This window comes from Agromyces sp. NPDC055658, from assembly GCF_053618155.1.
This window is the reverse complement of record NZ_JBSHHD010000023.1, coordinates 44343-68054: the sequence shown is the minus strand read 5'-3', so window position 1 is coordinate 68054 and position 23712 is coordinate 44343. Positions and strand designations below refer to the sequence as shown.

Annotated in this window: 23 protein-coding genes and 1 tRNA gene; 6 read left to right on the top strand and 18 right to left on the bottom strand. The window is 70.9% G+C overall.

The features are described from left to right. Nucleotides 1-22: 22 nt before the first annotated feature. From ACWGPE_RS12320 to rplU, 12 genes are all read right to left on the bottom strand, one after another. Nucleotides 23-454, bottom strand: coding sequence for a hypothetical protein (locus ACWGPE_RS12320; RefSeq protein WP_275506955.1), 432 nt, complete (start codon nt 452-454; stop codon nt 23-25). Nucleotides 455-514: 60 nt separating this feature from the next. Further along, a complete protein-coding gene (locus ACWGPE_RS12315) occupies nt 515-742 on the bottom strand; it encodes a helix-turn-helix transcriptional regulator (RefSeq protein ID WP_231430977.1) in 228 nt (75 codons plus the stop codon). Nucleotides 743-919: 177 nt separating this feature from the next. Next, nucleotides 920-995, bottom strand: a tRNA-Ala gene (locus tag ACWGPE_RS12310). A gap of 116 nt (nt 996-1111) precedes the next feature. Next, the gene (gene rsfS / locus ACWGPE_RS12305) at nt 1112-1474 is read right to left on the bottom strand and encodes a ribosome silencing factor (protein WP_231430976.1); all 363 of its coding nucleotides are present in this window, start codon (nt 1472-1474) and stop codon (nt 1112-1114) included. Between the two features lie 41 nt (nt 1475-1515). Beyond that, on the bottom strand, nt 1516-2748 hold the full coding sequence (locus ACWGPE_RS12300; protein ID WP_452048787.1) for a hypothetical protein: 1233 nt from the start codon (nt 2746-2748) through the stop codon (nt 1516-1518). Continuing rightward, nucleotides 2745-3344 carry a nicotinate-nucleotide adenylyltransferase gene (nadD, locus tag ACWGPE_RS12295; protein WP_275506952.1) on the bottom strand — a complete coding sequence of 200 codons (600 nt, stop codon included), beginning with the start codon at nt 3342-3344 and terminating at the stop codon, nt 2745-2747. Before nadD ends, ACWGPE_RS12300 begins: the two co-directional genes overlap by 4 nt. Before the next feature lie 16 nt (nt 3345-3360). Beyond that, complete coding sequence (locus ACWGPE_RS12290; RefSeq protein ID WP_231430973.1) at nt 3361-3585, bottom strand: hypothetical protein; 225 nt, start codon at nt 3583-3585, stop codon at nt 3361-3363. 70 nt (nt 3586-3655) lie between these two features. Beyond that, entirely contained in the window at nt 3656-4924 is a 1269-nt protein-coding gene (locus ACWGPE_RS12285; RefSeq protein ID WP_275506951.1) for a glutamate-5-semialdehyde dehydrogenase, read from the bottom strand. A gap of 62 nt (nt 4925-4986) precedes the next feature. Next, complete coding sequence (gene proB, locus ACWGPE_RS12280; protein ID WP_275506950.1) at nt 4987-5769, bottom strand: glutamate 5-kinase; 783 nt, start codon at nt 5767-5769, stop codon at nt 4987-4989. Continuing rightward, a complete protein-coding gene (gene obgE, locus ACWGPE_RS12275; RefSeq protein WP_231430970.1) occupies nt 5766-7301 on the bottom strand; it encodes a GTPase ObgE in 1536 nt (511 codons plus the stop codon). The genes proB and obgE overlap by 4 nt, the downstream gene beginning before the upstream one ends. Before the next feature lie 87 nt (nt 7302-7388). Further along, nucleotides 7389-7646: a 50S ribosomal protein L27 gene (gene rpmA, locus ACWGPE_RS12270; RefSeq protein ID WP_056009138.1), complete on the bottom strand. Its 258-nt coding sequence runs from the start codon at nt 7644-7646 to the stop codon at nt 7389-7391. 28 nt (nt 7647-7674) lie between these two features. Next, nucleotides 7675-7983 carry a 50S ribosomal protein L21 gene (gene rplU / locus ACWGPE_RS12265; RefSeq protein ID WP_231430969.1) on the bottom strand — a complete coding sequence of 103 codons (309 nt, stop codon included), beginning with the start codon at nt 7981-7983 and terminating at the stop codon, nt 7675-7677. Nucleotides 7984-8254: 271 nt separating this feature from the next. Here rplU and ACWGPE_RS12260 point away from each other — a divergent pair, with 271 nt between their 5' ends. Further along, nucleotides 8255-8545 (top strand): DUF4031 domain-containing protein, encoded by a 291-nt coding sequence (locus ACWGPE_RS12260; RefSeq protein ID WP_275506949.1) that lies wholly within the window; start codon nt 8255-8257, stop codon nt 8543-8545. Here the strand turns inward: ACWGPE_RS12260 and ACWGPE_RS12255 are convergent. Continuing rightward, nucleotides 8537-11059 carry an Rne/Rng family ribonuclease gene (locus ACWGPE_RS12255; RefSeq protein WP_275506948.1) on the bottom strand — a complete coding sequence of 841 codons (2523 nt, stop codon included), beginning with the start codon at nt 11057-11059 and terminating at the stop codon, nt 8537-8539. The genes ACWGPE_RS12260 and ACWGPE_RS12255 overlap by 9 nt on opposite strands. Nucleotides 11060-11331: 272 nt before the next feature. On the opposite strand from ACWGPE_RS12255, the gene ACWGPE_RS12250 reads away from it, so the two are divergent. Further along, nucleotides 11332-11952, top strand: a complete 621-nt coding sequence (locus ACWGPE_RS12250; RefSeq protein WP_231430966.1) for a vitamin K epoxide reductase family protein — start codon at nt 11332-11334, stop codon at nt 11950-11952. A 102-nt stretch (nt 11953-12054) separates the two neighbouring features. Here ACWGPE_RS12250 and ndk read toward each other — a convergent pair whose 3' ends face one another. From ndk to ACWGPE_RS12225, 5 genes are all read right to left on the bottom strand, one after another. Beyond that, nucleotides 12055-12477: a nucleoside-diphosphate kinase gene (gene ndk / locus ACWGPE_RS12245; protein WP_231430965.1), complete on the bottom strand. Its 423-nt coding sequence runs from the start codon at nt 12475-12477 to the stop codon at nt 12055-12057. Beyond that, the gene (locus ACWGPE_RS12240; RefSeq protein ID WP_275506947.1) at nt 12474-12938 is read right to left on the bottom strand and encodes a DUF4233 domain-containing protein; all 465 of its coding nucleotides are present in this window, start codon (nt 12936-12938) and stop codon (nt 12474-12476) included. Before ACWGPE_RS12240 ends, ndk begins: the two co-directional genes overlap by 4 nt. After that, entirely contained in the window at nt 12935-14299 is a 1365-nt protein-coding gene (locus ACWGPE_RS12235) for a bifunctional folylpolyglutamate synthase/dihydrofolate synthase (protein WP_376930221.1), read from the bottom strand. The genes ACWGPE_RS12240 and ACWGPE_RS12235 overlap by 4 nt, the downstream gene beginning before the upstream one ends. After that, entirely contained in the window at nt 14296-17595 is a 3300-nt protein-coding gene (gene ileS / locus ACWGPE_RS12230; protein WP_231430962.1) for an isoleucine--tRNA ligase, read from the bottom strand. Before ileS ends, ACWGPE_RS12235 begins: the two co-directional genes overlap by 4 nt. Before the next feature lie 250 nt (nt 17596-17845). After that, nucleotides 17846-18262 carry a GntR family transcriptional regulator gene (locus ACWGPE_RS12225; RefSeq protein WP_231430961.1) on the bottom strand — a complete coding sequence of 139 codons (417 nt, stop codon included), beginning with the start codon at nt 18260-18262 and terminating at the stop codon, nt 17846-17848. Nucleotides 18263-18385: 123 nt separating this feature from the next. On the opposite strand from ACWGPE_RS12225, the gene ACWGPE_RS12220 reads away from it, so the two are divergent. From ACWGPE_RS12220 to nikE, 4 genes are read left to right on the top strand one after another with little or no spacing between them, the layout of a single operon-like run. After that, nucleotides 18386-20044, top strand: coding sequence for an ABC transporter substrate-binding protein (locus ACWGPE_RS12220; protein WP_452048786.1), 1659 nt, complete (start codon nt 18386-18388; stop codon nt 20042-20044). Nucleotides 20045-20048: 4 nt separating this feature from the next. Beyond that, nucleotides 20049-21047 carry an ABC transporter permease gene (locus ACWGPE_RS12215; protein ID WP_452048785.1) on the top strand — a complete coding sequence of 333 codons (999 nt, stop codon included), beginning with the start codon at nt 20049-20051 and terminating at the stop codon, nt 21045-21047. Then, nucleotides 21044-21910, top strand: a complete 867-nt coding sequence (locus ACWGPE_RS12210; protein ID WP_231430959.1) for an ABC transporter permease — start codon at nt 21044-21046, stop codon at nt 21908-21910. The genes ACWGPE_RS12215 and ACWGPE_RS12210 overlap by 4 nt, the downstream gene beginning before the upstream one ends. After that, the gene (nikE, locus tag ACWGPE_RS12205) at nt 21907-23679 is read left to right on the top strand and encodes a nickel ABC transporter ATP-binding protein NikE (protein WP_231430958.1); all 1773 of its coding nucleotides are present in this window, start codon (nt 21907-21909) and stop codon (nt 23677-23679) included. Before ACWGPE_RS12210 ends, nikE begins: the two co-directional genes overlap by 4 nt. The last annotated feature ends 33 nt before the right edge of the window (nt 23680-23712 follow it).

Sequence of the window (23712 nt, the reverse complement as noted above, 5' to 3'; positions counted from 1 at the left end):
GCATACGAGCAGATCTGGCTGATCAGCGCCTTGCATGTGTCGGCTTGTCGAGGCGTGCGCCGATGGTTTGCCTTGTAGACCGGAGAACTGTGCTCGCCTTGACCTCCCGTAGGGCGAGCGATCCCATCAGCGGTGCGATCTTCTTCTCAATCAGGCGGGAGTTCTCGTGCCGTGTCGTGTCTCGCTGTTCCCCGGTGAACGCGACGTGCTGCATGTACTCGTGCGTGAGCTCGATGAAGAGCGACTCCGGCGTGAGACCGTCATTCGCCCCGTAGGCCGCTTCGTACTGATCGCCGACCGCTGCGACCAGCGTGCGACGTGCTCGCGCCCGAGATGTCGCGCGGGTGCGGACCTTGCCGTAGCTCCCATCGATGCGACGGAAGACGACGGTGCCACGAACTCGACCGTCGGGCAGGTCATGGTACGTGATCTCCCCGCGTGAGCCGGGTTCCATTCTTCTGCGTGGCATCATGCTCACCCTCTGTATTCGCAGGGTAGGAAGCCATCACCATCGTCACCGTCGGTCCGTTCGGACCTGCAACCAGGCCTGAACGTTCTCGCGGCTGTATCGCAGATGCTTGCCGAGCTTGGTGGCCTTCGGGCCGGTTCCTTCGAGACGCCAGTGGTAGATCGTCTCTTTGGAGAGTTGCAAGTACTGCGCCAGTTCGTCGACGCTCAGATAGTCCCCGAGCTCGTCGACGAACCGGGCCGCCGGAACGGTGTGATCGGTTGATGTGGTCATACTCCTCAGGAGTGCGCATCACGCCGAAATGCTTGCTGTCCGGGGACTTCACATGTGGAATCCTGTGGAAGCCAGTCCCCCGAATCGAAAAAGGCCCCAAAAAGGCCCCAACGACCCTCTTCTCGCCCTGTTCAACGAGAAAACCCCTGACAAATCTTGCGATTCGTCAGGGGTTCTTGGTGGATCTGAGGGGACTCGAACCCCTGACCCCCTGCATGCCATGCAGGTGCGCTACCAGCTGCGCCACAGACCCGTTCGGGATGAACCCGTTTCGGTGCTTCCCGCTCTCGCGGGCAACGAGACGAGCTTACACCAGGCGATGCCGCCGTGCGAAATCGAGCGGTGCACCCCGGGCGATTCGCGCCGCGATCAGGATTTCGCCGTGAGCAGCGGCTCGACGGGAAGCGCCGGGCAGTCGTTCCAGAGGCGTTCGAGACCGTAGTACATGCGCTCCTCGCGGTGGAACACATGCACGACGAGGTCACCGAAGTCGAGCAGCACCCAACGGCCCGCGTCGTGGCCCTCACGGCGACTGGCACGGCCGAGGACCTCTTCGATGGCGTCGGCGATCGCCACCACGTTGCGCTCGGAGTTGCCGGTGACGAGCAGGAATACGTCGGCGAACGGGAGCGGCCCCGAGACATCCAATGCGACCAGATCTTCGCCGCCCTTCGCGTCGGCCGCGCGCACCGCACGGGCCAGGGAGTCGAGGGCTTCAGAGGATGCGGTCATTCGCTCACTTCCGGGTAGACGGTCGGCGTTGGCGCCGGGGATCAGAACAGGCCCGACATGGCGCCGATGACGAGGGTGCCGACGACGCCGAGTGCGAGTACTCCGGCGGTCACTGCGAGCACGAGGGGCACGTTCATGCCCTCCTTCTTCGGCGGGGCCATCATCGTGCGCGCCGCGCCTTGCGTGCTGATGGCGCTCGTCGCAGCCACCGGCGCGACGCCGGTGCCGACCTCCTCGATGCTGTCGAACAGCCGGTCGACGTCGGACGAGTCGATCTGGCTCGGGTGCACGCCGGTCGCGCCGTAGCTGCGGGGAAGGTCGATCGAGCCGGTCGCCATGACCTCGCCGGTCTGCGCGAGCGTGTCGCCGAAGGCGCCCTGGTCAGGCAGGGACGGCAGGATGAGCGCGTTCGTCGTCGTGGGCACGCCGTGACTCAGCGAACCGCGCGAGAGGAGCTGGTCGAACGGGCCGGACGGCTGGTCGTCGGGCACGTCGAGCTGCGAGGTCCAGTGGGCCGGTGCTGCCGGCGCAGCGGGCTGGGCGGCAGGCAGCTGCGTCGGGGCCGGCTGCGGCCGCGGCGCGGCGGATGCGGGAGCGGCGAACGGCTGCCCGGTCTGCGGGTTCACGATCTGGGGTGCGGCCGACGCGACCGGCGCTGCGGCAGCAGGCGGCGCGGCGTCGTCGAACTCGTCGTCGAAGTCGTCGAGCGCGGTGCCCTCGAGCATCGCGCGGAGCTCGCGTCGCGTCAGGGTGCGCTCGGGCGTCTGCCCGGGGGCGGGCACGGCCGCCTGGGCGGGCTCGGCCGGCACGGGAATCGCCGGCGCCGGAACCGCTGGCATCGGCGCCGCCTGCTGCTGCGCAGGAGCCTGCGGCTGGGGCGGTACGGCGGGCTGCGCCGGAACGGGAGCGCTCGGACGCGGCGCGAACGGGCTCTGCTGCGGCAGTTGCGTCGGGGTCGGCGCCTGCGGTGCGGCGATGACCGCATCGAATCCGCCCGCCGGACGAGGCGGGGCGTAGCTCGGGCTCGGCGCGGCCTGGGCGGCGGCGGCCACGGGGGCCGCGAACTGAGGATTCACCGGCTGCGGTGCGGATGCCGGTGCGACCGCCGGCTGCGGTGCGGGAATCGGCGCCTGGGGTGCAGCGGGGGGCGGCTGCGGTGCGGCGAACGGCTGTGCAGGAGCGTCGGGGGTCGTCGAAGCTGCCTGCTGTTCGCGCAGGCGCTCTCGTTCCCGCAACTCACGGCGCGTGAGCGGCGGTTCGTTCGACGACGTCATTCGACACTCCGGTAGAGATGGTGCTTGGAGATGTACTGGACGACCCCATCGGGGACCAAGTACCACACCGGGAAACCCCGGCGCACCCTGCTCCGGCAATCGGTCGACGAAATCGCCAGAGCCGGAACTTCAAGCAAGCTTACGTCTTGCTCCGGCAAACCCGAAACGCTCAGGACATGTCCCGGGCGACTCACAGCAACGAAGTGGGCCAGCTCCCAGAGCTCGTCGACATCCTTCCACGAGAGGATCTGGGCGATGGCATCGGCGCCGGTGATGAAGAACAGGTCGGCGTCGGGTCGCTCGCGACGGATGTCGCGGAGGGTGTCGATCGTGAACGTCGCCTTCTGCCGGTCGATGTCGACCCGGCTCACCGTGAAGCGGGGGTTCGACGCGGTGGCGATGACGGTCATGAGGTAGCGGTGCTCCGCCGGGGTCACGACCGTCTTGTAGCTCGGCTGGCCGGTCGGCACGAAGATCACCTCGTCGAGGTCGTGCGACTGCGCGACCTCGCTCGCGGCCACGAGGTGGCCGTGGTGGATCGGATCGAACGTGCCGCCCATGATCCCGACGCGGGATCGGCGGCCCGGCACCGTCACCGGGCGACCACTCGCCTCAGTGACCGTGCCCGTGCGCGTCGCCCGAGTGACGGGCGGCGTACGCCTCGGCCTTGGCGCGATGGCGGTTGGCGACGTCGCGGTACGACGCGGCGACGAACCCCAGGATGGCGAAGATGATGAGGGCGATGAGCCCGTACACCCAGGACTCGACCGGCAGCTCTCGCGCGTGCACCGTCTCGGTGAGCACCGTTCCGGTCAACGCTGCGGTGGTGAGGCTCATTCGGCCGTTCCTTTCGAATCCTGCGGGTAACGCTCCCGCCAGTCTAGCGAGGTCGAGCGGTGCGGCGCGCTCAGGCGCGCACGTGGCCTGCGCCGCGCACGATCCACTTCGTGCTCGTGAGCTGCGGCAGGCCCATCGGGCCGCGTGCGTGGAGCTTCTGCGTCGAGATGCCGACCTCGGCGCCGAAGCCGAACTCCGCGCCGTCGGTGAAGCGCGTGGAGGCGTTCACCATCACGGCCGCGGCGTCGACCTCGTTGAGGAAGCGCTCGGCGTTGCCGAGGTCGTTCGTCACGATGGCCTCGGTGTGCTTCGTCGAGTACCGGCGGATGTGGGCGAGTGCGTCGTCGAGGGAGTCGACGACACCGACCGAGAGGTCGAGACTCATGTGCTCGGTCGCCCAGTCGTCGTCGGTCACCGGCACCGTCTCGGGCCGGATCGCCCGCACGCGTTCGTCGGCGTGCACGGTCACCCCGGATGCCTCGAGGCGGTCGATGACGGCGGGCAGGAGCCGCTCGGCGGCGTCGCGGTGGACGAGCAGGGTCTCGAGCGCGTTGCAGACGCTCGGCCGCTGCACCTTCGCGTTGTGCACGAGCTCGACGGCCCACGACTCGGGCGCGCTCTCGTCGAGGAACATGTGCACGACACCCGCGCCCGTCTCGATGACGGGCACGCGCGCCTCGTCGACGACGGCGCGGATGAGCCCGGCGCTCCCCCGCGGGATCAGCACGTCGACGTATTCGCGTGCCTGCATGAGGTGCCGTGCGCCGACGCGCCCGAAGTCGTCGACCGTCTGCACGGCGTCGCCCGGGAGGCCGGTGCGCTCGAGCGCGGCGCGCAGCACCTCGACGAGCACCGCGTTCGTCTGCTCGGCCGCGCTGCCGCCGCGCAGCACGACGGCGTTGCCGCTCTTGAGCGCGAGCACCGCGATGTCGATCGTCACGTTCGGCCTGGCCTCGTAGATCGCGCCGACGACGCCGAGGGGCACCCGCACCTGGTCGATGCGCACGCCGCTCGGCAGCGATCGGCCGCTGACCGTCTCGCCGATCGGATCGGTCAGTGCGATCACCTCGAGCACCGCGTCGGCGAGGGCGTTCACCCGGCGAACGTCGAGGGCGAGCCGGTCGAGCAGGCCCGTCGAGAGGCCCTCCTCGCGACCGGCCGCGAGGTCGAGGGCGTTGGCCGCGACGATGTCGGCGGCGCGCTCGCGCAGGATCCCGGCGACCTCGGCGAGGGCGGCGTCCTTCTCGGCAGTCGAGGCCCGGGCGAGCCGAAGCGAAGCGGTCTTCGCGGCGGCGAGCCGCTCGTCGAGCACGTCGGGATCGAGGTCGGGATTCGCCATGGTCCCAGCCTAGGCGAGGCGAGGCGAGCGGGGCGTCGTATGACGGGGCCGCATGCGGACGGTCAGCGGGCTGGTTCGAACCACGTGCCGACGTCGGCGCCCGAGAGCGCCTCGGCGACGAGCGGGGTCGCCGTGATGAGCACGGCAGCACCCGCCTCGGCGGCGACGCGCGCGGCCGAGACCTTCGTCTCGGCGCCGCCGGTGCCGACGCCCGCGCGGCCGATCGAGCCGATCTCGACGCCCTCGAGTCCGTCGCCGAACGCGACCCGGTCGATGCGCTCCGCACCCGGCAGGTGCGGCGGCTTCGTGTACAGGGCGTCGACATCGGAGAGGAGCACGAGCAGGTCGGCACCGATCAGCTCGGCCACGAGCGCGGCGAGCCGGTCGTTGTCGCCGAACCGGATCTCGTGCGTGGCGACGGTGTCGTTCTCATTCACGATCGGCATGATGCGCAGTGCCAGCAGCCGATCGATCGCCCGCTGGGCATTCACGCGCGGCGTGTCGTTCTCGAGGTCGCCCGCGGTGAGCAGCACCTGACCCGCCACGATGTCGTAGCGGTCGAGCGCGTCCTGATAGCGCACCATGAGCAGGTTCTGGCCGACGGAGGCCGCCGCCTGCTGGGTCGCGAGGTCGTTCGGTCGCGAGTCGAGTCGCAGGTAGGGCATGCCGGTCGCGATCGCGCCCGACGACACGAGCACGACCTCGGTCCCCCGGGCGTGCGCCGCGGCGAGCGCCTCCACGAGGGGGGCGATCTGCCCGGTGTTCTCGCCGCTGATCGACGACGAGCCGACCTTCACGACGACCCGACGCGCGGTCGGGATGTCTGCATGGGAACGGAGGGTCATCGATCGCCCCCATCGGGGCCGACCTCGCCGTCGCCCTCGTCGCCCCAGATGCCGGCTTCGCGTTCGCGTTCGAGCTCGGCGCGGGCCTCGGCCTTCGCGTCCATGCGCTCGTGGTAGTCGCTCTTGCGCTCGGCGCGCGTCGCACGACGGCTCTCGTCGAGTCGCACGTCGGTGCCGCGCGGCGAGGTGATGAGTTCGGCGGTCGAGGTGAGTGTCGGCTCCCAGTCGAAGACGACGCCCTGGCCCTTTCCGATGACGACGGTCGAACCGGCCACGGCGCCGGCGCGCACGAGCTCGTCCTCGACGCCCAGCTTCGCAAGCCGGTCGGCGAGGAAGCCCACGGCCTCGTCGTTCGCGAAGTCGGTCTGCTGCACCCAGCGCTCGGGCTTCTTGCCGAGGATCCGGTAGATGGTGCCGTAGCTGCCGCCCTCGGCGCGAACCGTGAATCCGACCTCGTCGACCGCCCTGGGACGCATGACGATGCGCTCGGGCTCGGGTGCGGCCGCGGCCTCGGCACGGGCGCGGTCCACGAGCTCGCCGAGGGCGAACCCGAGCTGGCGGAGCCCCTCGTGACTCACCGTCGAGATCTCGAACACCCGGTACCCCCGCGTCTCGAGTTCGGGCCGCACGAAGTCGGCCAGCTCGCGGGCCTCGGGCACGTCGACCTTGTTGAGGGCGACGAGCTGCGGCCGCTCGAGCAGCGGGATCTGGCCCTCGGGCACCGGGTACGCGGCGAGCTCGGCGAGGATCACGTCGAGGTCGCTGATCGGGTCGCGACCCGGCTCGAGGGTCGCGCAGTCGATCACGTGCAGGAGCGCCGCGCACCGCTCGACATGCCGCAGGAACTCGAGCCCGAGTCCCTTGCCCTCGCTCGCGCCCTCGATGAGCCCGGGCACGTCGGCGACGGTGAAGCGGTGATCGCCCGCCTGCACGACCCCGAGGTTCGGATGCAGCGTCGTGAACGGGTAGTCGGCGATCTTCGGACGAGCGGCCGAGAGGGCTGCGATGAGGCTCGACTTGCCGGCGCTCGGGAAGCCGACGAGGGCGACGTCGGCGATGGTCTTCAGCTCGAGGCGGATCTCGTGCTCGTCGCCGTCCGTGCCGAGCAGGGCGAAGCCGGGTGCCTTGCGCTTCGTGCTCGCGAGTGCCGCGTTGCCCAGGCCGCCGAGGCCGCCGGCGGCCGCGACGAAGCGGAGCCCGGGCTCGGCGAGGTCGGCGAGTTCGTTGCCCTCCTCGTCCTTCACCACGGTGCCGACGGGCACCGGCAGCTCGAGGTCCTCGCCGGCGGCACCCGATCGGTTGTCGCCCTGGCCGGGCTGCCCGTTCGCCGACGAGCGGTGCGGACGACCGTGGTACGCGAGCAGCGTCGTCACCTGCGGGTCGGCGACGAGCACGATGTCGCCGCCGTGCCCGCCGTTGCCGCCATCGGGGCCGGCGAGCGGCTTGAACTTCTCACGGCGTACCGAGACGCAGCCGTTACCGCCATGTCCGGCGCGCAGATACAGCGTCACCTCGTCGACGAAGCTGACCATGCCGAACCCCTCCTGAGCGTTGAACCGGGTGATGAAACGCGTGAGGGCGAGCCGAAGCCCGCCCTCACGAAGACCGTCGTCGGTCGGCTATTCGCCGACCGCCACGATGTTGACGACCTTGCGGCCGCCCTTGTTGCCGAACTGCACCGCGCCGGCCTCGAGCGCGAACAGGGTGTCGTCGCCACCGCGACCGACGCCCGCACCCGGGTGGAAGTGGGTGCCGCGCTGGCGGACGATGATCTCGCCGGCGCCGACGACCTGGCCGCCGAAGCGCTTCACGCCGAGGCGCTGCGCGTTCGAGTCACGACCGTTGCGAGTGGAGCTCGCTCCCTTTTTGTGTGCCATGTCTGATTCTCCTTGGACGCCGCGGCGGTTACTTGATGCCGGTGACCTTGACGCGCGTGAGCTCCTGGCGGTGGCCCTGGCGCTTCTTGTAGCCGGTCTTGTTCTTGAACTTCTGGATCACGATCTTCGGGCCGCGGAGGTCGCCCAGGACCTCGGCCGTGACGGTGACCTTCGCGAGCGACTTGGCGTCGGAGGTGATCTTGTCACCGTCGACGAGGAGCACCGGGGTGAGCTGGACGTTGCCGTCCTTGTCAGCCTTGATGCGGTCCATCGTCACGATGGTGCCGACTTCGACCTTCTCCTGCCGACCGCCGGCGCGCACTACTGCGTAAACCACTACTCGTACCTATCTCTGGGGGGCCTCTCGGCCCCGTCTGCCTGAAGGGATTGTCACTGCGCGGTCGCCCCAGCGGGAAGAAGGGTGGTGACTGCGAGAAAACACTGTGCGGGTTGTCCTGCGTGCAGAATGACCTGCTTGCGGAGTGAACCGCGAAGTGGCGCGCACTGGGATAAGCAGCGGCACCAACGGTCGAGTTTACCGGATGACCCGGAGGGGGTCAAACGCGCGCCGACGGCGCGTCGCGCGGCGTTGCGCGTAGCATCCCCTCATGACCGTCCTCATCGACACGCCGCTCTGGCCGAAGCACGGCACGGTATGGGCGCACCTCGTGAGCGACGAGTCGATCGAGGAGCTGCAGGCGTTCGCCCGCCGGGTCGACCTGCCGCCGCGTGCGTTCGACCTCGACCACTACGACGTGCCCGTCGAGCGGTACGACGAGCTCGTGGCGGCCGGAGCCGAGCCGGTGAGCCCGCGCGAACTCGTACGTCGCCTGCGCGGGAGCGGCCTGCGGGTCACGCCGCGCGAGCGACGCGACCGCGCGGGCCGCACGTCATTCTGAGCCGTCGGATGCCTCGGCGTCGACGTCTCCGTCACGCCGGGTGATCACGGGGATCGAGCCGCCCGTGCTGAGCGCCGCGGTCGAGACCCGGCGGCTGCGCGCCCGGCCCTCCCCCGCCTTCTTGGGCGCGGGCAGCGCGTCGAGCACCGAGTCGAGGAGCACCTCGGCCTCGGCGGTCGGCACCGGGCGCTTGCGATCGGCGGCCGGAACGGGCAGGTCGATGATCGGGAGCACCGGCTCGGCCTCGTCGGTCGCCGGGGTCGTCGGCGCCGACTCGGCGACCGACGTCGTCGCGGCCTCCGTGTCGGGCCGACCGGCCTCCTGCGAGACGCGACGGTGGCGGCCGCGCCGACGACCGGTCGGGACGTCGGCGGCCGGCTGCGCCGTCGAGGGAGCCTCGGCGGGAACCTCCGCGACGGACTCCTCGTCCTTCGCGTCGGTGTGCGGAATCGTCGACGCCGCGATCTGGGCGAGCGCGTGCTTCGCGTCGTCGGTGATCGCATGCGTGCCGGCGTGCGGCGCTGTGGTCGTCGCAGCCGGCTGCGGCTGCGACTGGCCGCCCCCGCCCCGGTTGCGACGACGCTCGGGCTGCTGCGGAGCGCGGTGCTTCAGGATCGGCTCGTGGTGCACGATGATGCCGCGGCCGGCGCACACCTCGCACGGCTCGCTGAACGACTCGAGGAGTCCGAGGCCGAGCTTCTTTCGAGTCATCTGCACGAGCCCGAGCGAGGTGACCTCGGCGACCTGGTGCTTCGTGCGGTCGCGCGAGAGGCACTCCACGAGGCGTCGCAGCACGAGGTCGCGGTTCGACTCGAGCACCATGTCGATGAAGTCGACGACGATGATGCCGCCGATGTCGCGCAGGCGAAGCTGGCGGACGATCTCTTCAGCCGCCTCGAGGTTGTTCTTCGTGACCGTCTCTTCGAGGTTTCCACCCGAGCCGACGAACTTGCCGGTGTTGACGTCGACGACGGTCATCGCCTCGGTGCGGTCGATGATGAGCGAGCCGCCCGACGGCAGCCAGACCTTGCGGTCGAGCGCCTTCTCGATCTGCTCGCTGATGCGGAACTCGTCGAACGAATCGCGGTCGCCCGCGTACGCCTCGACGCGCTCGAGCAGGTCGGGTGCGACGGCGCGCAGGTACCGCTCGATCGTCTGGCGCGCGGCGTCGCCCTCGATGATGAGCTTCTGGAAGTCCTCGTTGAAGACATCGCGGACGATCTTGATGAGCAGGTCGGGCTCGGAGTGCAGGAGCGCGGGCGCCTGCACCTTCTCGAGCGTCTGCTGGATGTCGGCCCACTGGGCGATCAAGCGATTGACATCGAGGGTGAGCTGCTCTTCGGTGGCACCCTCGGCCGCGGTGCGCACGATGACGCCCTGGTTCTCGGGCAGCACCTCTTTCAGGATCTTCTTGAGGCGCGCGCGCTCGGTGTCGGGGAGCTTGCGGCTGATGCCGTTCATCGAGCCGTTCGGCACGTAGACGAGATAGCGGCCCGGCAGCGACACCTGGCTCGTCAGGCGGGCGCCCTTGTGGCCCACCGGGTCCTTCGTGACCTGGACGAGCACGCGGTCGCCGGGCTTGAGCGCGAGCTCGATGCGACGCGGCTGGTTCTTCTCGCCGTTCTCGGCGGCCGCCTCCCAGTCGACCTCGCCCGAGTAGAGCACGGCGTTGCGGCCTCGGCCGATGTCGACGAAGGCGGCCTCCATGCTGGGCAGCACGTTCTGCACCCGACCGAGGTACACATTCCCGATGAGGGATGCGTCCTGGTTGCGGGCGACGTAGTGCTCGACGAGCACGCCGTCCTCCAGGACGCCGATCTGGATGCGGCCGCCCTTCTCGCGGACGACCATCGAGCGGTCGACCGACTCGCGGCGGGCGAGGAACTCGGCCTCGGTGATGACCGCGCGACGGCGGCCGGCGTCGCGGCCGTCGCGGCGACGCTGCTTCTTCGCCTCGAGCCGGGTGGAGCCCTTGACCTTCTGGGGCTCGGTGATGAGTTCGGGCTCGCGGGGCTTGCGCACCTTGACGACGGTGTTCGCGGGCTCGTCGCCGGTCGGCCGGCCCTCTTCGCCCGAACGGCGACGGGTACGACGGCGGACGCTCGAGCCGTCCTCCGTCTGCGGCTCGTCGCGTTCGGGCACCTCGAACACGGGCGGCGCGTGGAAGATGAGCGACGTCGTCGTGAGCGTCGCGGGGATCGGCGACGCTGCGGGCTCGGACGGGGACGCCTCGGCCGCGGGCTCCTCGACGACCGGTGCCGCGGCGTCGGTCGCCTCGAGGCCGGCCGTCTGCTCGGCCTCGGCGGGGACCGCGGACTCGGTCGACGCAACCGTGCTCGACGCCGCCTCGGTCGCGCCGTCGATGTCGGGGGCGGCCTCGGCCGTCACCTGCTCGGCGACCGGCTCCGTCGTGACCCGACGCGACCGCCGGGCGCCGAACAGGCCGCCTCGCCGCTTCGGGGCGCCACCGCGCGAATCGGGTTCGTTGCTGTTCTTCTCGTTGCCTTCCACCATCTCTGGTGCACTCCTACACCGGATGCCTCGGCCGCGCCGTGGATCCGTACTCCTCTGGAGCGGCCCCGCGCTTCGCGCAGTGCCGCTGAACCATCAATTCTGCGATCGGCGGTTGCCGTGATCGCCACGTCTTGCGGGTTTCTCCCGCCCACTCGGATGCATCGCACCCTCAAAGCCTTCATTGGCGCCGTGCCGGGCGCGGCCCGGACGACTCCCTCGATTATCGCATGCTCTGACAGCGACGTGGGGAATCGGCGTGCCATAATCCGAGCATGCCCGACACCCTCGAGCGCCGTCGGCCGCTCGCCCTCGCGATCTTCCTGCTCATCGCCGGCGCCCTCGGGCTGCTCGCCGCGTTCGAACTCTCGGTCGAGAAGGTGCTCACCCTCGAGGATCCGAGTCATGTACCGAACTGCAACGTGGGCGTGCTCGTGGGATGCAGCACGAACCTCGCGTCGTGGCAGGGCTCCGTGTTCGGCTTCCCCAACCCGTTCGTCGGGCTCATGGCGTGGCCGGTCGTCATCACGATCGCCGTCGCGATCCTCGCCGGCGCGACGTTCGCCCGCTGGTTCTGGGTGGGCTTCAACGTCGGCGTGGCCGGCGCGCTCGCGTTCGTCGGCTGGCTCATCTACCAGAGCATCTACGTGCTCGACGTGCTCTGCCCCTGGTGCATGCTCACGTGGGCGGTCACCATCCCGACCTTCTGGGCGGTCACGCTGTACAACCTGCGCGAAGGGCATATTCCGGGCTCGGCACGCGTTCGCCGGCTCGCCGGGGCGTGGCTGAAGTGGGTACCGCTCATCACGGTGGTCTGCTACGCCATCGTGATCGTGCTCGCTCAGGCTCAGATGAACGCGATCCCCCGCGTCATGATCGACCTGCAGAATCTCTGAGCATCCGGCCGGTCGAGGAGCGACGAAGGAGCGTATCGAGACCACGCGTGGCGGTCTCGATACGCGTGCTCCGGCGTCGCCCGCTCCTCGAACGACGAAACGTCAGGCGAACCAGAGCGCGAGCTCGCGCTCGGCCGACTCGGGCGAGTCGGAACCGTGCACGAGGTTCTGCTGCACCTTGAGCCCCCAGTCGCGGCCGAAGTCCCCGCGGATCGTGCCTGGCGCGGCGGTCGTCGGGTCGGTCGTACCCGCGAGCACGCGGAAGCCCTCGATGACCCGGTTGCCCGCGACGCGGATCGCGACGACCGGACCCGACTCCATGAACTCGACGAGCGGCTCGTAGAACGGCTTGCCCTCGTGCTCGGCGTAGTGCTTCGCGAGCAGTTCGCGGTCGGCCTGCACGAGACGGATGTCGACGAGCGAGTAGCCCTTCGCCTCGATGCGGCGCAGGATCTCGCCGGTCAGGTTGCGCGCGACGCCGTCGGGCTTCACGAGCACGAGGGTCTCTTCGATCGCAGTGGTCATTGCTGTTCCTTCCCCGGCGCGGTGAATTCCGCGCGCTGTCGGTCGATCCGGCTCCCGGCGACCATGCAGTACCACCACATGCCGCCGAAGAGCGCCCCGACGACGAACATCGCCGGGTTGATGAAGCCCGAGGCGACGATGAGCACCTGCAGCACCCAGCCGAGCGTGTACGCCCAGTCGAAGCGGAGCAGTCCGATCGTCGCGATCAGGCCGAGAATGATGACGCCGCCCGCGACGAGGGCCACCCACGGCGGCAGGGCCGACTCGACGCCCAGTGCGGCATCGCCCTGTGCGAGGCCCCAGACGACGAGCGCGGCGAGGAAGACCACGATCGTCTCGAAGCCGAGCACGATCGCGGCGAGGCTCTGGCGGATCGAGCGCGGCGGCCGGGCGGGCGCGGCCGAGGCGTCGGGCTCGGAGCCCTCCACCTCGTCGAAGCCCTGCACGTCGTCGCCGCTCATGCGCTCCCCCACTCGTGGTCCTCGGCGTACGCCATCGCCTCGCCGACGAGCACGATCGACCCGGTGACGAGCACGGCGCGCTTCGGCCCGGCCGCCGCCCAGCCGCGGGCCTGCTCCAGCGCGTCCTCGAGCCGGTCGACGACGACCACCCGGTCGCCTGCGCGAGCGGCGACGATCGGGCCGAGCACGTCGGCCGGCAGCGCCCGCTCCGAATCGGGTGAGGTCACGATGAACGGCCCCGAGATCGCGGCGAGTTCACCGGCGATCCCGGCGGCGTCCTTGTCGTCGACGACACCGAACACGACCGCGATCTCGTCGAAGTCGAAGACCTCGTCGAGGGCGGTGACGAGCGAGCGGGCGCCGTGCGGGTTGTGCGCGGCATCCACGATGATCGTGGGCTCGGTGCCGACGACCTGCAGGCGCCCGGGCGAGGTCGCCTCGCCGAGGCCTCGCTCGACGACCTCGTCGGCGAGCCGCATCGAACCGCCGCCGATGAAAGCCTCGACCGCGGCGACCGCGACGGCCGCGTTCTCGGCCTGGTGGGCTCCGAACATGGGCAGCACCACATCGCGGTACTCCCCCGCGAGCCCGCGGATCGACACGAGCTGGCCGCCGATCGCGACCGCGGTCGAGAGCACCGCGAAGGCGTCGTCCTCGACCGCGAGGGTCGACTCGGTGAGCTCGGCGGCGTCCTCGAGCACGCGCAGCGCCTCGTCGGACTGTCGCGCGGTCACGACCGACGCGGCAGGCTTGATGATGCCCGACTTGGTGCGCGCGATCGCCTCGACGGTCGAGCCGAGCCGTGCCTGGTGGTCGAGCGCGATCGGGGTGAAGACCGCGACCTGGCCGTCGGCGACGTTCGTGGAGTCCCACTCGCCGCCCATGCCCACCTCGAGCACCACGACATCGACGGGCGCGTCGGCGAAGCATGCGAACGCGAGCACCGTGAGCGCCTCGAAGTAGGTGAGCGGCTGCTCCCCCGCCTGTTCGAGCTCCGCGTCGACGATCGCGATGAACGGGAGGATCTCCTCCCAGTTGCGGGCGACCGCCTCGTCGGTGATCGACTCGCCGTCGATGCGGATGCGCTCGGTGAACCGCACGAGGTGCGGGCTCGTGAGCAGGCCCGTGCGCAGGCCGGATGCGCGCAGCAGGCTCTCGATCATGCGACTCGTCGACGTCTTGCCGTTGGTCCCGGTGATGTGGATCACGGGCGCCGACCGGTGCGGGTCGCCGAGCAGCTCGACGGTGCGCCGGGTGGGCTCGAGCCGGGGGCGCGGTGCGCCCTCGCCGACGCGCGCGATGAGCGACGCGTACACCGCGTCGGCGGCGTCGCGCGCCTCGAGGTCGTCGGGGCCGGTCATGCGGGCTCCAATCCGATGGTCAGTCGCGAGTCGTCGCCGACGGCCTTGGCCTCGCCGTCGAGGTCGGCCGAGGCGAGCACCTCGAGCGAGGTCGCGAGGGTCTCGCCCGCGATGAGCTCGCGGTGGGTCTCGGCGGCGCGCGCGCCGACGGGGTCGAGCGTGAGGGTGAGGGCGATCCGGTCGCCGACCTCGAGGCCGGCGGCCTTGCGGGCCTCCTGCACGGCTCGCACGACGTCGCGCGCGAGGCCCTCGGCCTCGAGCTCGGGCGTCGTGGTGGTGTCGAGGATCACGAAGCCCCCGTCGGCGAGCAGGCCGAGGGCGCGCTCGCCGTCGCCCGATCCGGCTTCGAGCACGAGGTCGTACTCGTGCGGCTCGAGGGCGATGCCGGCTGCGACGACGGTCTCGCCGTCGAGCGACCAGTCGCCCGACCGCGCGGCCTGGATCGCCTGCTGCACCTGCTTGCCGAGGCGGGGACCCGCGGCGCGTGCGTTCACCGTGAGGCGCTTGGTCACGCCGTACGTCTCGGCACTCCGTTCGTCGAGCTGCACCAGGTCGACGTTCTTCACGTTGAGTTCGTCGCGCAGGATGGCCTCGAACGGCGAGAGGGCCGAGGCATCCGCACCGACGACCGTGAGCCGGGCGAGCGGAAGCCGCACCCGGCGCCCGGCCTGCTTGCGCAGCGCGAGCGAGGTGGAGCTGATCTCGCGCACCGCGTCCATCGCGGCGACGAGCGCCGGGTCGGCCGGGAACTCGCTCGCCTCTGGCCAGTCGGTCAGGTGCACGCTGCGTCCGCCGGTGAGGCCGCGCCAGATCTTCTCGCTCACGAGCGGCAGCAACGGCGCTGCGAGGCGCGTGAGCGTCTCGAGCACGGTGTGGAGGGTGTCGAACGCCTCACGGCCCGAGCCGTCGTCGGCCACGCCCTGCCAGAACCGGTCGCGCGAGCGGCGCACGTACCAGTTCGTGAGCACGTCGCCGAAGTCGCGCAGCTTCTGCGCGGCGAGCGGCGAGTCGAAGTCGTCGAGGTCGGCCGTGACCGCTTCGACGAGGTCGCGCAGCTTCGCGAGCAGGTACCGGTCGAGCACGTCGGTGGACGTCGTCGATCGGGATGCCTCGTACCCGCCGTCCTTCGCCGTGTTGGCGTAGAGGGAGAAGAAGTACCAGGTGCTCCAGAGCGGCAGCATCAGCTGGCGGACGCCCTCGCGGATGCCCTCCTCGGTGACGATGAGGTTGCCGCCGCGCAGCACCGAGCTCGACATGAGGAACCAGCGCATGGCGTCGGAGCCGTCGCGATCGAACACCTCCGAGACGTCGGGGTAGTTGCGCAGCGACTTCGACATCTTCTGCCCGTCGCTGCCGAGCACGATGCCGTGGCTCACGACGTTCGAGAACGCCCGGCGGTCGAAGAGCGCGGTCGAGAGCACGTGCATGACGTAGAACCAGCCGCGCGTCTGCCCGATGTACTCGACGATGAAGTCGGCCGGGTTGTGCGTGTCGAACCACTCCCGGTTCTCGAACGGGTAGTGCACCTGCGCGAACGGCATCGAGCCCGAGTCGAACCAGACGTCGAAGATGTCGGTGATGCGTCGCATCGTCGACCGCCCGGTCGGGTCGTCGGGGTTCGGCCGGGTGAGCTCGTCGATGTAGGGACGGTGCAGGTCGGGCTTGCCGTCGGGACCGACCGGAAGCCGCCCGAAGTCGCGCTCGAGCTCTTCGAGCGAGCCGTAGACGTCGATGCGCGGGTGCTCGGGGTCGTCGCTCTTCCACACCGGGATCGGTGAGCCCCAGTAGCGGTTGCGGCTGATCGACCAGTCGCGAGCGCCCGCGACCCACTTGCCGAACTGGCCGTCCTTCACGTTGTCGGGAACCCAGTTGATGTCCTGGTTGAGCTCGCCCATGCGGCCCTTGAACTCGGGCACCTTGATGAACCAGCTCGAGACGGCCTTGTAGATGAGCGGGTTGCGGCACCGCCAGCAGTGCGGGTACGAGTGTTCGTAGCTCGCCTGGCGGAGCAGACGCCCCTCGGCCTTCAGGAGCTGCGTGAGCGGCTTGTTCGCGTCGCTCCAGAGCATCCCGGCGACGTCGGTGACGGCGGGCAGGAACTTGCCGCCCTCGTCGAGCGAGATGACGACCGGGATGCCTGCGGCTTCGCCGATCTTCTGGTCCTCCTCACCGTAGGCAGGTGCCTGGTGCACGATGCCCGTGCCGTCTTCCGTCGTGACGTAGTCGGCGACGAGGATGCGCCAGGCATTCTGCAGCCCGTACGCCTCGACGTCGGCGTAGTAGTCGAAGAGGCGGTCGTACGTGACACCATCGAGGTCGGCGCCGCGCACCGTGCGCGAAACGGCCGCACGGGCGTCGTCGGCGGAATCGTAGCCGAGCTCCTTCGCGTAGCCGCCGACGAGGTCGACGGCGAGCAGGTACTCGCCGCCGAGCACCTCGGGGGCCTCGGTTCCCTCGGCCTGCTCGCGGAGAACGGTCGCGTCGGGCGTGCCGTTGGGGCCGGCGGGCACGACCGCGTACTCGATGTCGGGCCCGACGGCGAGCGCGAAGTTCGTCGGCAGCGTCCAGGGCGTGGTCGTCCACGCGAGCGCCCGGACCGCGGTGAGCCCGAGCGACTCGGCCTTCGCGCCGGTGAGCGGGAAGGTGACCGTCACCGTCTGGTCCTGGCGCATCTTGTAGACGTCGTCGTCCATGCGCAGCTCGTGATTCGACAGCGGGGTCTGGTCGCGCCAGCAGTAGGGCAGCACCCGGTATCCCTCGTACGCGAGACCCTTGTCGTAGAGGGTCTTGAACGCCCAGATCACGCTCTCCATGAACGTGACATCGAGGGTCTTGTAGTCGTGCTCGAAGTCGACCCAGCGGGCCTGGCGGGTGACGTACTCCTCCCACTCCTTCGTGTAGCGCAGCACCGACTCGCGGGCCGCGCGGTTGAACGCCGCGATGCCCATCTCCTCGATCTCGCTCTTGTCGGTGATGCCGAGCTGGCGCTCCGCCTCGAGCTCGGCGGGCAGGCCGTGCGTGTCCCAGCCGAAGCGGCGGTGCACCTGGTGGCCGCGCATCGTCTGGAAGCGCGGGAAGAGGTCCTTCGCGTAGCCGGTCAGGAGGTGGCCGTAGTGCGGCAGGCCGTTCGCGAACGGGGGGCCGTCGTAGAAGACCCACTCGGGGGCGCCTTCGCGCTGGGCGATGGAGGCCTGGAAGGTGCCGTCGGCCTTCCAGAAGGCGAGCACCTCGCGCTCGACGGCGGGGAAGTCGGGTGAGGGGGCGACACCGTGGTCGTCTGGGGTGCGGGGGTACACGCTCGCTCCTTGTGGGACGGATGCTTCACGAGGACGCCGGCCGCTCGATCGAGCCGCCACCGCGGTACCACCTCGTTTGCGAATCGGCCCTTCGACAGGCTCGGGCACCGATTCACCCCTCATTGCCGGCTGTGACGGGCCGCCCCGTTCGGTTCTACTGACGCTCGGCGCTCGCTTCGACAGGCTCAGCGAACGACGACCGCGTTCTTCCGAAGACTCCCCGGTGATGGCCGGATCGACGTCGTTGGCCTCAAGAATACCGTGTCGACGGCGGGCCCGCGGGACGCATCGGGCGCACGACGCCGATCTGCGGGGCCGAGCGGTAGGCCGCGCGGACGAGTTCGAGCAGCGCCGCCTCGGGCAGCCCGTGCTCGCGGGCCTCCTCGACGAGGTCGTGCACGGCGCCCGCGAGCGCCGCGTGCCCGCCGATGCGCACCGCGACGACCGCGCCCCGTCCGCGGTGCACCTCGATGAGCTGCTCGTCGCGGAGCCGGTGGTAGGCGCGCAGCACCGTGTGCACGTTGAGCCCGAGCTCCGACGCGAGCGTGCGCGCCGCCGGCAGACGCTCGCCGCCGGTGAGCCGACCGTCGATGATCGACGACCTGAGCGCGGACGCGAGCTGATCGGCCAGTGGGGTCGGTGATGCGGCGTCGAGTCTGATCAGCACCGAAACATCCTAATTGTTCTATTGCAATGCGAACAAGTTGCTTGTCGTGGCCGAAACGCGGTGTCAGGATGGCCCAGGGCCGGCGTCGTCCCGCTCACATCCCATCTCCCCTTCGAGGACTCGATGCACGCTGCACTCCACCCCCTCCGCCGCCCCCGCACATTCGGCCTGGCCGTCGCGGCACTCGTCGGCGCCGTCGCGCTCGCCGGCTGCCAGGCGGCCGAACCCGACGCCTCCGACGAGCCGGTCGCCGGCGGCACGCTGCGGTACGCCTCCGGCGACGCCGAACCGACGTGCCTCGACCCGCACGTCGGCGGCAACTACCCGCAGGCCCTCGTCGCGACCCAGTTCCTCGAGTCGCTCGTCTCGCTCGACGAGTCGGGCGAGATCATCCCCTGGCTCGCCGAGTCGTGGCAGGCCTCCGACGACGGGCTGACCTGGGAGTTCACGCTCCGCGACGACGTGGAGTTCACCGACGGCACGCCGTTCGACGCCGAAGCCGTGAAGGCGAACGTCGAGCACCTGAAGGACCCGGCGACCCAGTCGTCGACCGGCTACCTCGCGCTCGGCAAGGTCGACCGGGTCGAGGTCGTCTCCCCCGAGGTCGCCCGATTCGTGCTGACGGCGCCCGACAGCGCCCTGCTCGAATCGCTCTCGCAGCCCTGGCTCGCGATCGAGTCGCCGGCCGGCCTCGCCCGGGGCATGGAGGAGAACTGCCAAGCGCCCATCGGCACCGGCCCGTTCGTGGTCGACGGCTGGGAGAAGCAGGAGCGCATCTCGCTCGTGCGCAACGACGACTACGTCTCGCCTCCCGCCGACGCCCGGCACGAGGGGGCCGCGTACCTCGAGGCGATCGACTGGCGGTTCATCCCCGACGCCGCCTCGCGCTACGCCGCGCTGCAGGCCGGCCAGGTCGACGTCATCGACAACCCGCAGCCCGACACGGCGGCGGCTGCGGAGAAGTCGGGCGACCCGACATGGATCGACGCGCCCCGCCCCGGCGCATCGAACCGCATCGAGCTCAACTCCGGCCAGGCGCCCTTCGACGACGAGCGGGTCCGCGAGGCGTTCATCGCCGCCGTCGACGTCAACGACGGCATCGACTCGCTCTACTTCGGCACCGCCGAGCGGTCGTACTCGCCGCTCTCCTCGGCGGAGGCGCTCGCCTATTCCGACCCCGACCTGTTCGAGACCGACCTCGACCGCGCGAACGCGCTGCTCGACGAGGCCGGCTGGGCCGAGCGCGACGACGACGGCACCCGCGTGAAGGAGGGCGAGCGCCTCGTGGTCCGGTTCCCCGTGAGCACGAACCAGTCCGTGCCCGCGGAGCAGTCGCTCTTCGAGCAGGTGCAGGCGACGGCGAAGGAGGCCGGGTTCGACGTGCAGATCTCCCTGCTCGACCTGTCGAGCTGGTACGGGGCGCTCTTCGCCCACGAGTACGAGATCGTGAGCGCGCCGTACACGAAGGTCGGCCCCGACGTGCTGCGCATCCTGTACCACTCCGACAGCATCACGCCGGCGCCGAGCGGCTACTTCGCGAACCTGGCGCAGGTGAACGACCCCGAGATCGATGCCCTGCTGACGGACGCCGCGTCCACGAGCGACGCCGCCGAGCGGGCCGACCTGTACGAACGGGCCCAGGCGCTCATCCTCGGCGGGCACTACCTGCTGCCGCTCTACGACCAGCAGAACAGCTTCCTCGTGGCGAACTCGGTGCACGGAGCGCGTGCACTGCCGACCGTGTCGACGCCCACCTTCTATGACGCCTGGATCGCCGACTGACACGATGCCGGTCGACGGCGGGTCATCCCCGTCGTCGACCGGCCCCCCGGCCGCCCGCGGCAGCGGACCGGCCGTGCGCCACGTCGCGCTGCTCGTCGGCGGGGCGGTGTTCGTCATGTGGGCGGTCGCGACCCTCACCTTCTTCGCCATCCGCCTGATCCCGGGCGATCCGGCGCAGGCGATCCTCGGCGGGCCCGGTTCGCAGGCCTCGCAGGAGGCCCTCGACCAGGTGCGCCGCGACTACGGGCTCGACCAGCCGCTCCTGGCGCAGTACCTCGCGATGCTGGGCCGCCTCGTCACCGGCGACCTCGGCACCTCGTACGCGCTCAAGGTGCCGGTCGCCGAGCTTCTCGGTGCCCAGGTCGGCGGCACGATGCTGCTCGCCGTCTGCTCGCTCGCGCTCGCGTGGGTGCTCGCGCTGGCGCTGTCGCTCTGGTCGACCGGCCGGGGGCGCATCGCCACGGCCGTCGGACAGGGCATCGAGCTCTTCGCCGCGGCCTTGCCGCACTTCTTCCTCGCCGCCGTGCTCATCGCGGTCTTCAGCTCCGGACTCGGCTGGCTGCCCCCCGTCGCGACCGGCACGCCGGTCGGCCTGATCCTCCCGGTCGTGACCCTCGCCGTGCCCCTCGCCGGCTTCCTCGCCCAGGTCATGCGCGAGAGCCTCCTCGACGCGATGCGGCAGCCGTTCGTCGTCTCGGCCCGCGCCCGCGGCGAGAGCGCGCTCGGCGTGCGGTTCCGGCACACGCTGCGCCACGCCGCACTGCCCGGCATCAGCCTGTCGGGCTGGGCGCTCGGATGGCTGCTCTCGGGCGCCGTCGTCGTGGAGACGATCTTCGCGATGCCCGGGCTCGGCCGAACCCTCCTGCAGGCGGTGACGCTCCGCGACATCCCGGTCGTGACCGGCGTCGTACTGCTCGTCGCGCTCGTCTACGTCGTCATGACCGTCGTGACGGATCTCGCGATGCGCGTCGCGGATCCGCGCCTCGCCGGGGAGGCGCGATGAGCGATCTCGAACTCCAGCAGGCGACCGTCGATGCTGCTGCGGCCGAGGCCCGGCCCACCGGGCGCCCGCGAGTCGGCACGATCATCGCGGGGGCGTTCGTCGCCTTCCTGCTGGTGGCCACGTGCTTCCCGTGGCTGCTCGAGACGTACGATCCGAACGCGATCGCGCCGGCCGACGCGTTCCAGCCGCCGTCGGCAGCGCACTGGTTCGGAACCGACGAATCTGGACGCGACCTCTACAGCCGCGTGATCGCGGGTACGGCGACCTCGCTCGCGATCGGCGTCGCCGCAACTGCGATCGGGCTCGCGCTGGGGCTCGTGCTGGGCGTCGCGGCGAGCTTCGGCGGCCGTGCCGTCGACTTCGGGGTCGGTCGGCTCGTCGAGGTGCTGTTCGCGTTCCCCGGCTTGCTCCTCGCCCTCCTCGTCATCGTCGTCGCCGGGCCGGGGCCCGTCACCGCCACGATCGCCGTCGGCCTGTCGACGGCGCCCGGGTACGCACGCATCATCCGCGGTCAGCTGATCTCGATCCGCTCCGCGCCGTACGTCGAGGCGGCCACGGTGCTCGGACGCACCAGGCCCCGCATCCTCGGTGCGCACATCCTGCCCAACGCCCTCCTGCCGCTCGTCGTCCTCGCGACGCTCGGCATCGGGCAGGCGATCGTCTGGGCCGCGGCGCTCAGCTACCTCGGACTCGGCGCCGAACCGCCGGCCGCCGAATGGGGCGCGATGCTCTCGGCCGGCCGCACCTACCTCGCCACCGCGTGGTGGATGACCGTGTTCCCCGGCCTCATGATCGTCGGCACGACGATCGCGACGACGGTGCTGGGCCGCGCGCTCGCCAGGCGGGAACGGGGCGTCCGATGAACACGACGACCCGCCGTCCCGTGCTCGAGCTCGACGGCCTCTCGGTCGACTTCGGCGACGCCCGCGTCGTCGACGGCGTCGGCCTCTCGATCGCGCCGGGCGAGTGCGTCGCCCTCGTCGGCGAGTCCGGTTCGGGAAAGTCGGTCACCGCCAGGAGCCTGCTCGGCATGGCCGGCGACGGCGCCCGCGTCCGCGCCGACGTCCTGCGCATCGACGGCCGCGACCTGCGCGGAGCGACCGAACGCGACTGGCGCACGGTGCGCGGCCGCACCGCGGGCCTCGTGCTGCAGGATGCGCTCGTCGCGCTGGACCCGCTGCGCCCCGTCGGCCGCGAGGTCGAGGACGCCCTGCGCATCCACGACCGGATGCCTCGTGCCGAACGCCGCGCCCGGGCGGGCGAGGTCCTCGACGCCGTCGGCATGCCCGACCCGGCCACGGCCGCCCGCCGGCGCTCCGGTGAGCTCTCGGGCGGACTCCGCCAGCGCGCGCTCATCGCCTCGGCCCTGGCGCTCGACCCACCGCTGCTCATCGCCGACGAGCCGACGACGGCGCTCGACGCGACGGTGCAGGCGCGCGTGCTCGACCTGCTGGCTGCGATCCGCGATCGCGGCACCGGGCTGCTGCTCATCAGCCACGACCTGGCGGTGGTGTCGCGGCTCGCCGATCGCGTGCTCGTCATACGCGAGGGGCGCGTGCTCGAGCAGGGCGCGACGGCCGCGGTGCTCGGTGCGCCGAGCGACCCGTACACGCGGCAGCTCATCGCCGCCGTGCCCGCCGACGTGCCGCGCGGTGTCGCGCTCAGCGGACCGGGCCCGAAGCCCGCATCCGATCCGACCGAGCCGAGAACCTCGGCCGTGCCGACCGGTCCGACCGAGCCGGCACGCGGATCGTCGGTCGTCGGTGCCGCCCCGAGCGACGACCACCGCGGTGCGGCGCTGAGCGCCGCACCGCTCCTCGTCGTCGATCGCGTGGGCAAGTCGTTCACCCTTCCCGGCCGAGTGCGGTTCGCCGCCGTCGACGACGTGTCGCTCGTCGTCTCACGGGGCGAGACGGTCGGGCTCGTGGGCGAGTCCGGATCGGGCAAGACCACGCTGGCGCGCCTGGTGCTCGCGCTGACTTCGCCCGACACCGGCACGATCACCTTCGACGGCGAACCGTGGTCGGCCCTCGACGAGCGCGCACGACGACCACGGCGACGGCGGGTCGGGGCGATCTACCAGGACGCGCTGAGCTCGTTCGACCCTCGATGGACCGTCGGCCGCATCCTCGCCGACGCCGACGCCGACGCGGAAGCGCCTTCCGATGCCGATCAGCACGGCGTCGCGGCATCCCCGACCGCCGACCGCACCGCCGTCCGCACCGGCCGAGCCCGACGCATCGCCGAGCTCCTCGACCGGGTCGGCCTCACCTCCGGTGTCGCCCATCGCGAGCCGCTCACGCTCTCGGGCGGCCAGCGGCAGCGCGTGGCGATCGCTCGCGCGATCGCGGCTCGCCCCGATCTGCTCGTCTGCGACGAGCCGGTCTCCGCACTCGACGTGACCATCCAGGCGCAGATCCTCGACCTGCTCGACGAGCTCCAACGCGAACAGGGGCTCGCGATGCTCTTCATCTCGCACGACCTCGGCGTCGTCGGCCACATGGCCGACCGCGTCGCCGTGATGCGGGCCGGCACCATCGTCGAACAGGGGCCGGCCGACCGGGTGCTCGTCGCGCCCGAGCATCCCTACACCGCGCGGCTGCTGGCCGACGCACCGCGCCTCGCGCACTGACCGCGCCGCGCCGCAACCCCGCCTCACGGGGCG

Coding starts and splice junctions, on each gene's coding strand:
- ACWGPE_RS12320 (WP_275506955.1), bottom strand. CDS start 454: ATGGAACCCGGCTCACGCGGGGAGATCACGTACCATGACCTGCCCGAC.
- ACWGPE_RS12315 (WP_231430977.1), bottom strand. CDS start 742: ATGACCACATCAACCGATCACACCGTTCCGGCGGCCCGGTTCGTCGAC.
- rsfS (WP_231430976.1), bottom strand. CDS start 1,474: ATGACCGCATCCTCTGAAGCCCTCGACTCCCTGGCCCGTGCGGTGCGC.
- ACWGPE_RS12300 (WP_452048787.1), bottom strand. CDS start 2,748: ATGACGTCGTCGAACGAACCGCCGCTCACGCGCCGTGAGTTGCGGGAA.
- ACWGPE_RS12290 (WP_231430973.1), bottom strand. CDS start 3,585: ATGAGCCTCACCACCGCAGCGTTGACCGGAACGGTGCTCACCGAGACG.
- ACWGPE_RS12285 (WP_275506951.1), bottom strand. CDS start 4,924: ATGGCGAATCCCGACCTCGATCCCGACGTGCTCGACGAGCGGCTCGCC.
- proB (WP_275506950.1), bottom strand. CDS start 5,769: ATGACCCTCCGTTCCCATGCAGACATCCCGACCGCGCGTCGGGTCGTC.
- obgE (WP_231430970.1), bottom strand. CDS start 7,301: ATGGTCAGCTTCGTCGACGAGGTGACGCTGTATCTGCGCGCCGGACAT.
- rpmA (WP_056009138.1), bottom strand. CDS start 7,646: ATGGCACACAAAAAGGGAGCGAGCTCCACTCGCAACGGTCGTGACTCG.
- ACWGPE_RS12260 (WP_275506949.1), top strand. CDS start 8,255: ATGACCGTCCTCATCGACACGCCGCTCTGGCCGAAGCACGGCACGGTA.
- ACWGPE_RS12255 (WP_275506948.1), bottom strand. CDS start 11,059: ATGGTGGAAGGCAACGAGAAGAACAGCAACGAACCCGATTCGCGCGGT.
- ACWGPE_RS12250 (WP_231430966.1), top strand. CDS start 11,332: ATGCCCGACACCCTCGAGCGCCGTCGGCCGCTCGCCCTCGCGATCTTC.
- ndk (WP_231430965.1), bottom strand. CDS start 12,477: ATGACCACTGCGATCGAAGAGACCCTCGTGCTCGTGAAGCCCGACGGC.
- ACWGPE_RS12240 (WP_275506947.1), bottom strand. CDS start 12,938: ATGAGCGGCGACGACGTGCAGGGCTTCGACGAGGTGGAGGGCTCCGAG.
- ACWGPE_RS12235 (WP_376930221.1), bottom strand. CDS start 14,299: ATGACCGGCCCCGACGACCTCGAGGCGCGCGACGCCGCCGACGCGGTG.
- ACWGPE_RS12220 (WP_452048786.1), top strand. CDS start 18,386: ATGCACGCTGCACTCCACCCCCTCCGCCGCCCCCGCACATTCGGCCTG.
- ACWGPE_RS12215 (WP_452048785.1), top strand. CDS start 20,049: ATGCCGGTCGACGGCGGGTCATCCCCGTCGTCGACCGGCCCCCCGGCC.
- ACWGPE_RS12210 (WP_231430959.1), top strand. CDS start 21,044: ATGAGCGATCTCGAACTCCAGCAGGCGACCGTCGATGCTGCTGCGGCC.
- nikE (WP_231430958.1), top strand. CDS start 21,907: ATGAACACGACGACCCGCCGTCCCGTGCTCGAGCTCGACGGCCTCTCG.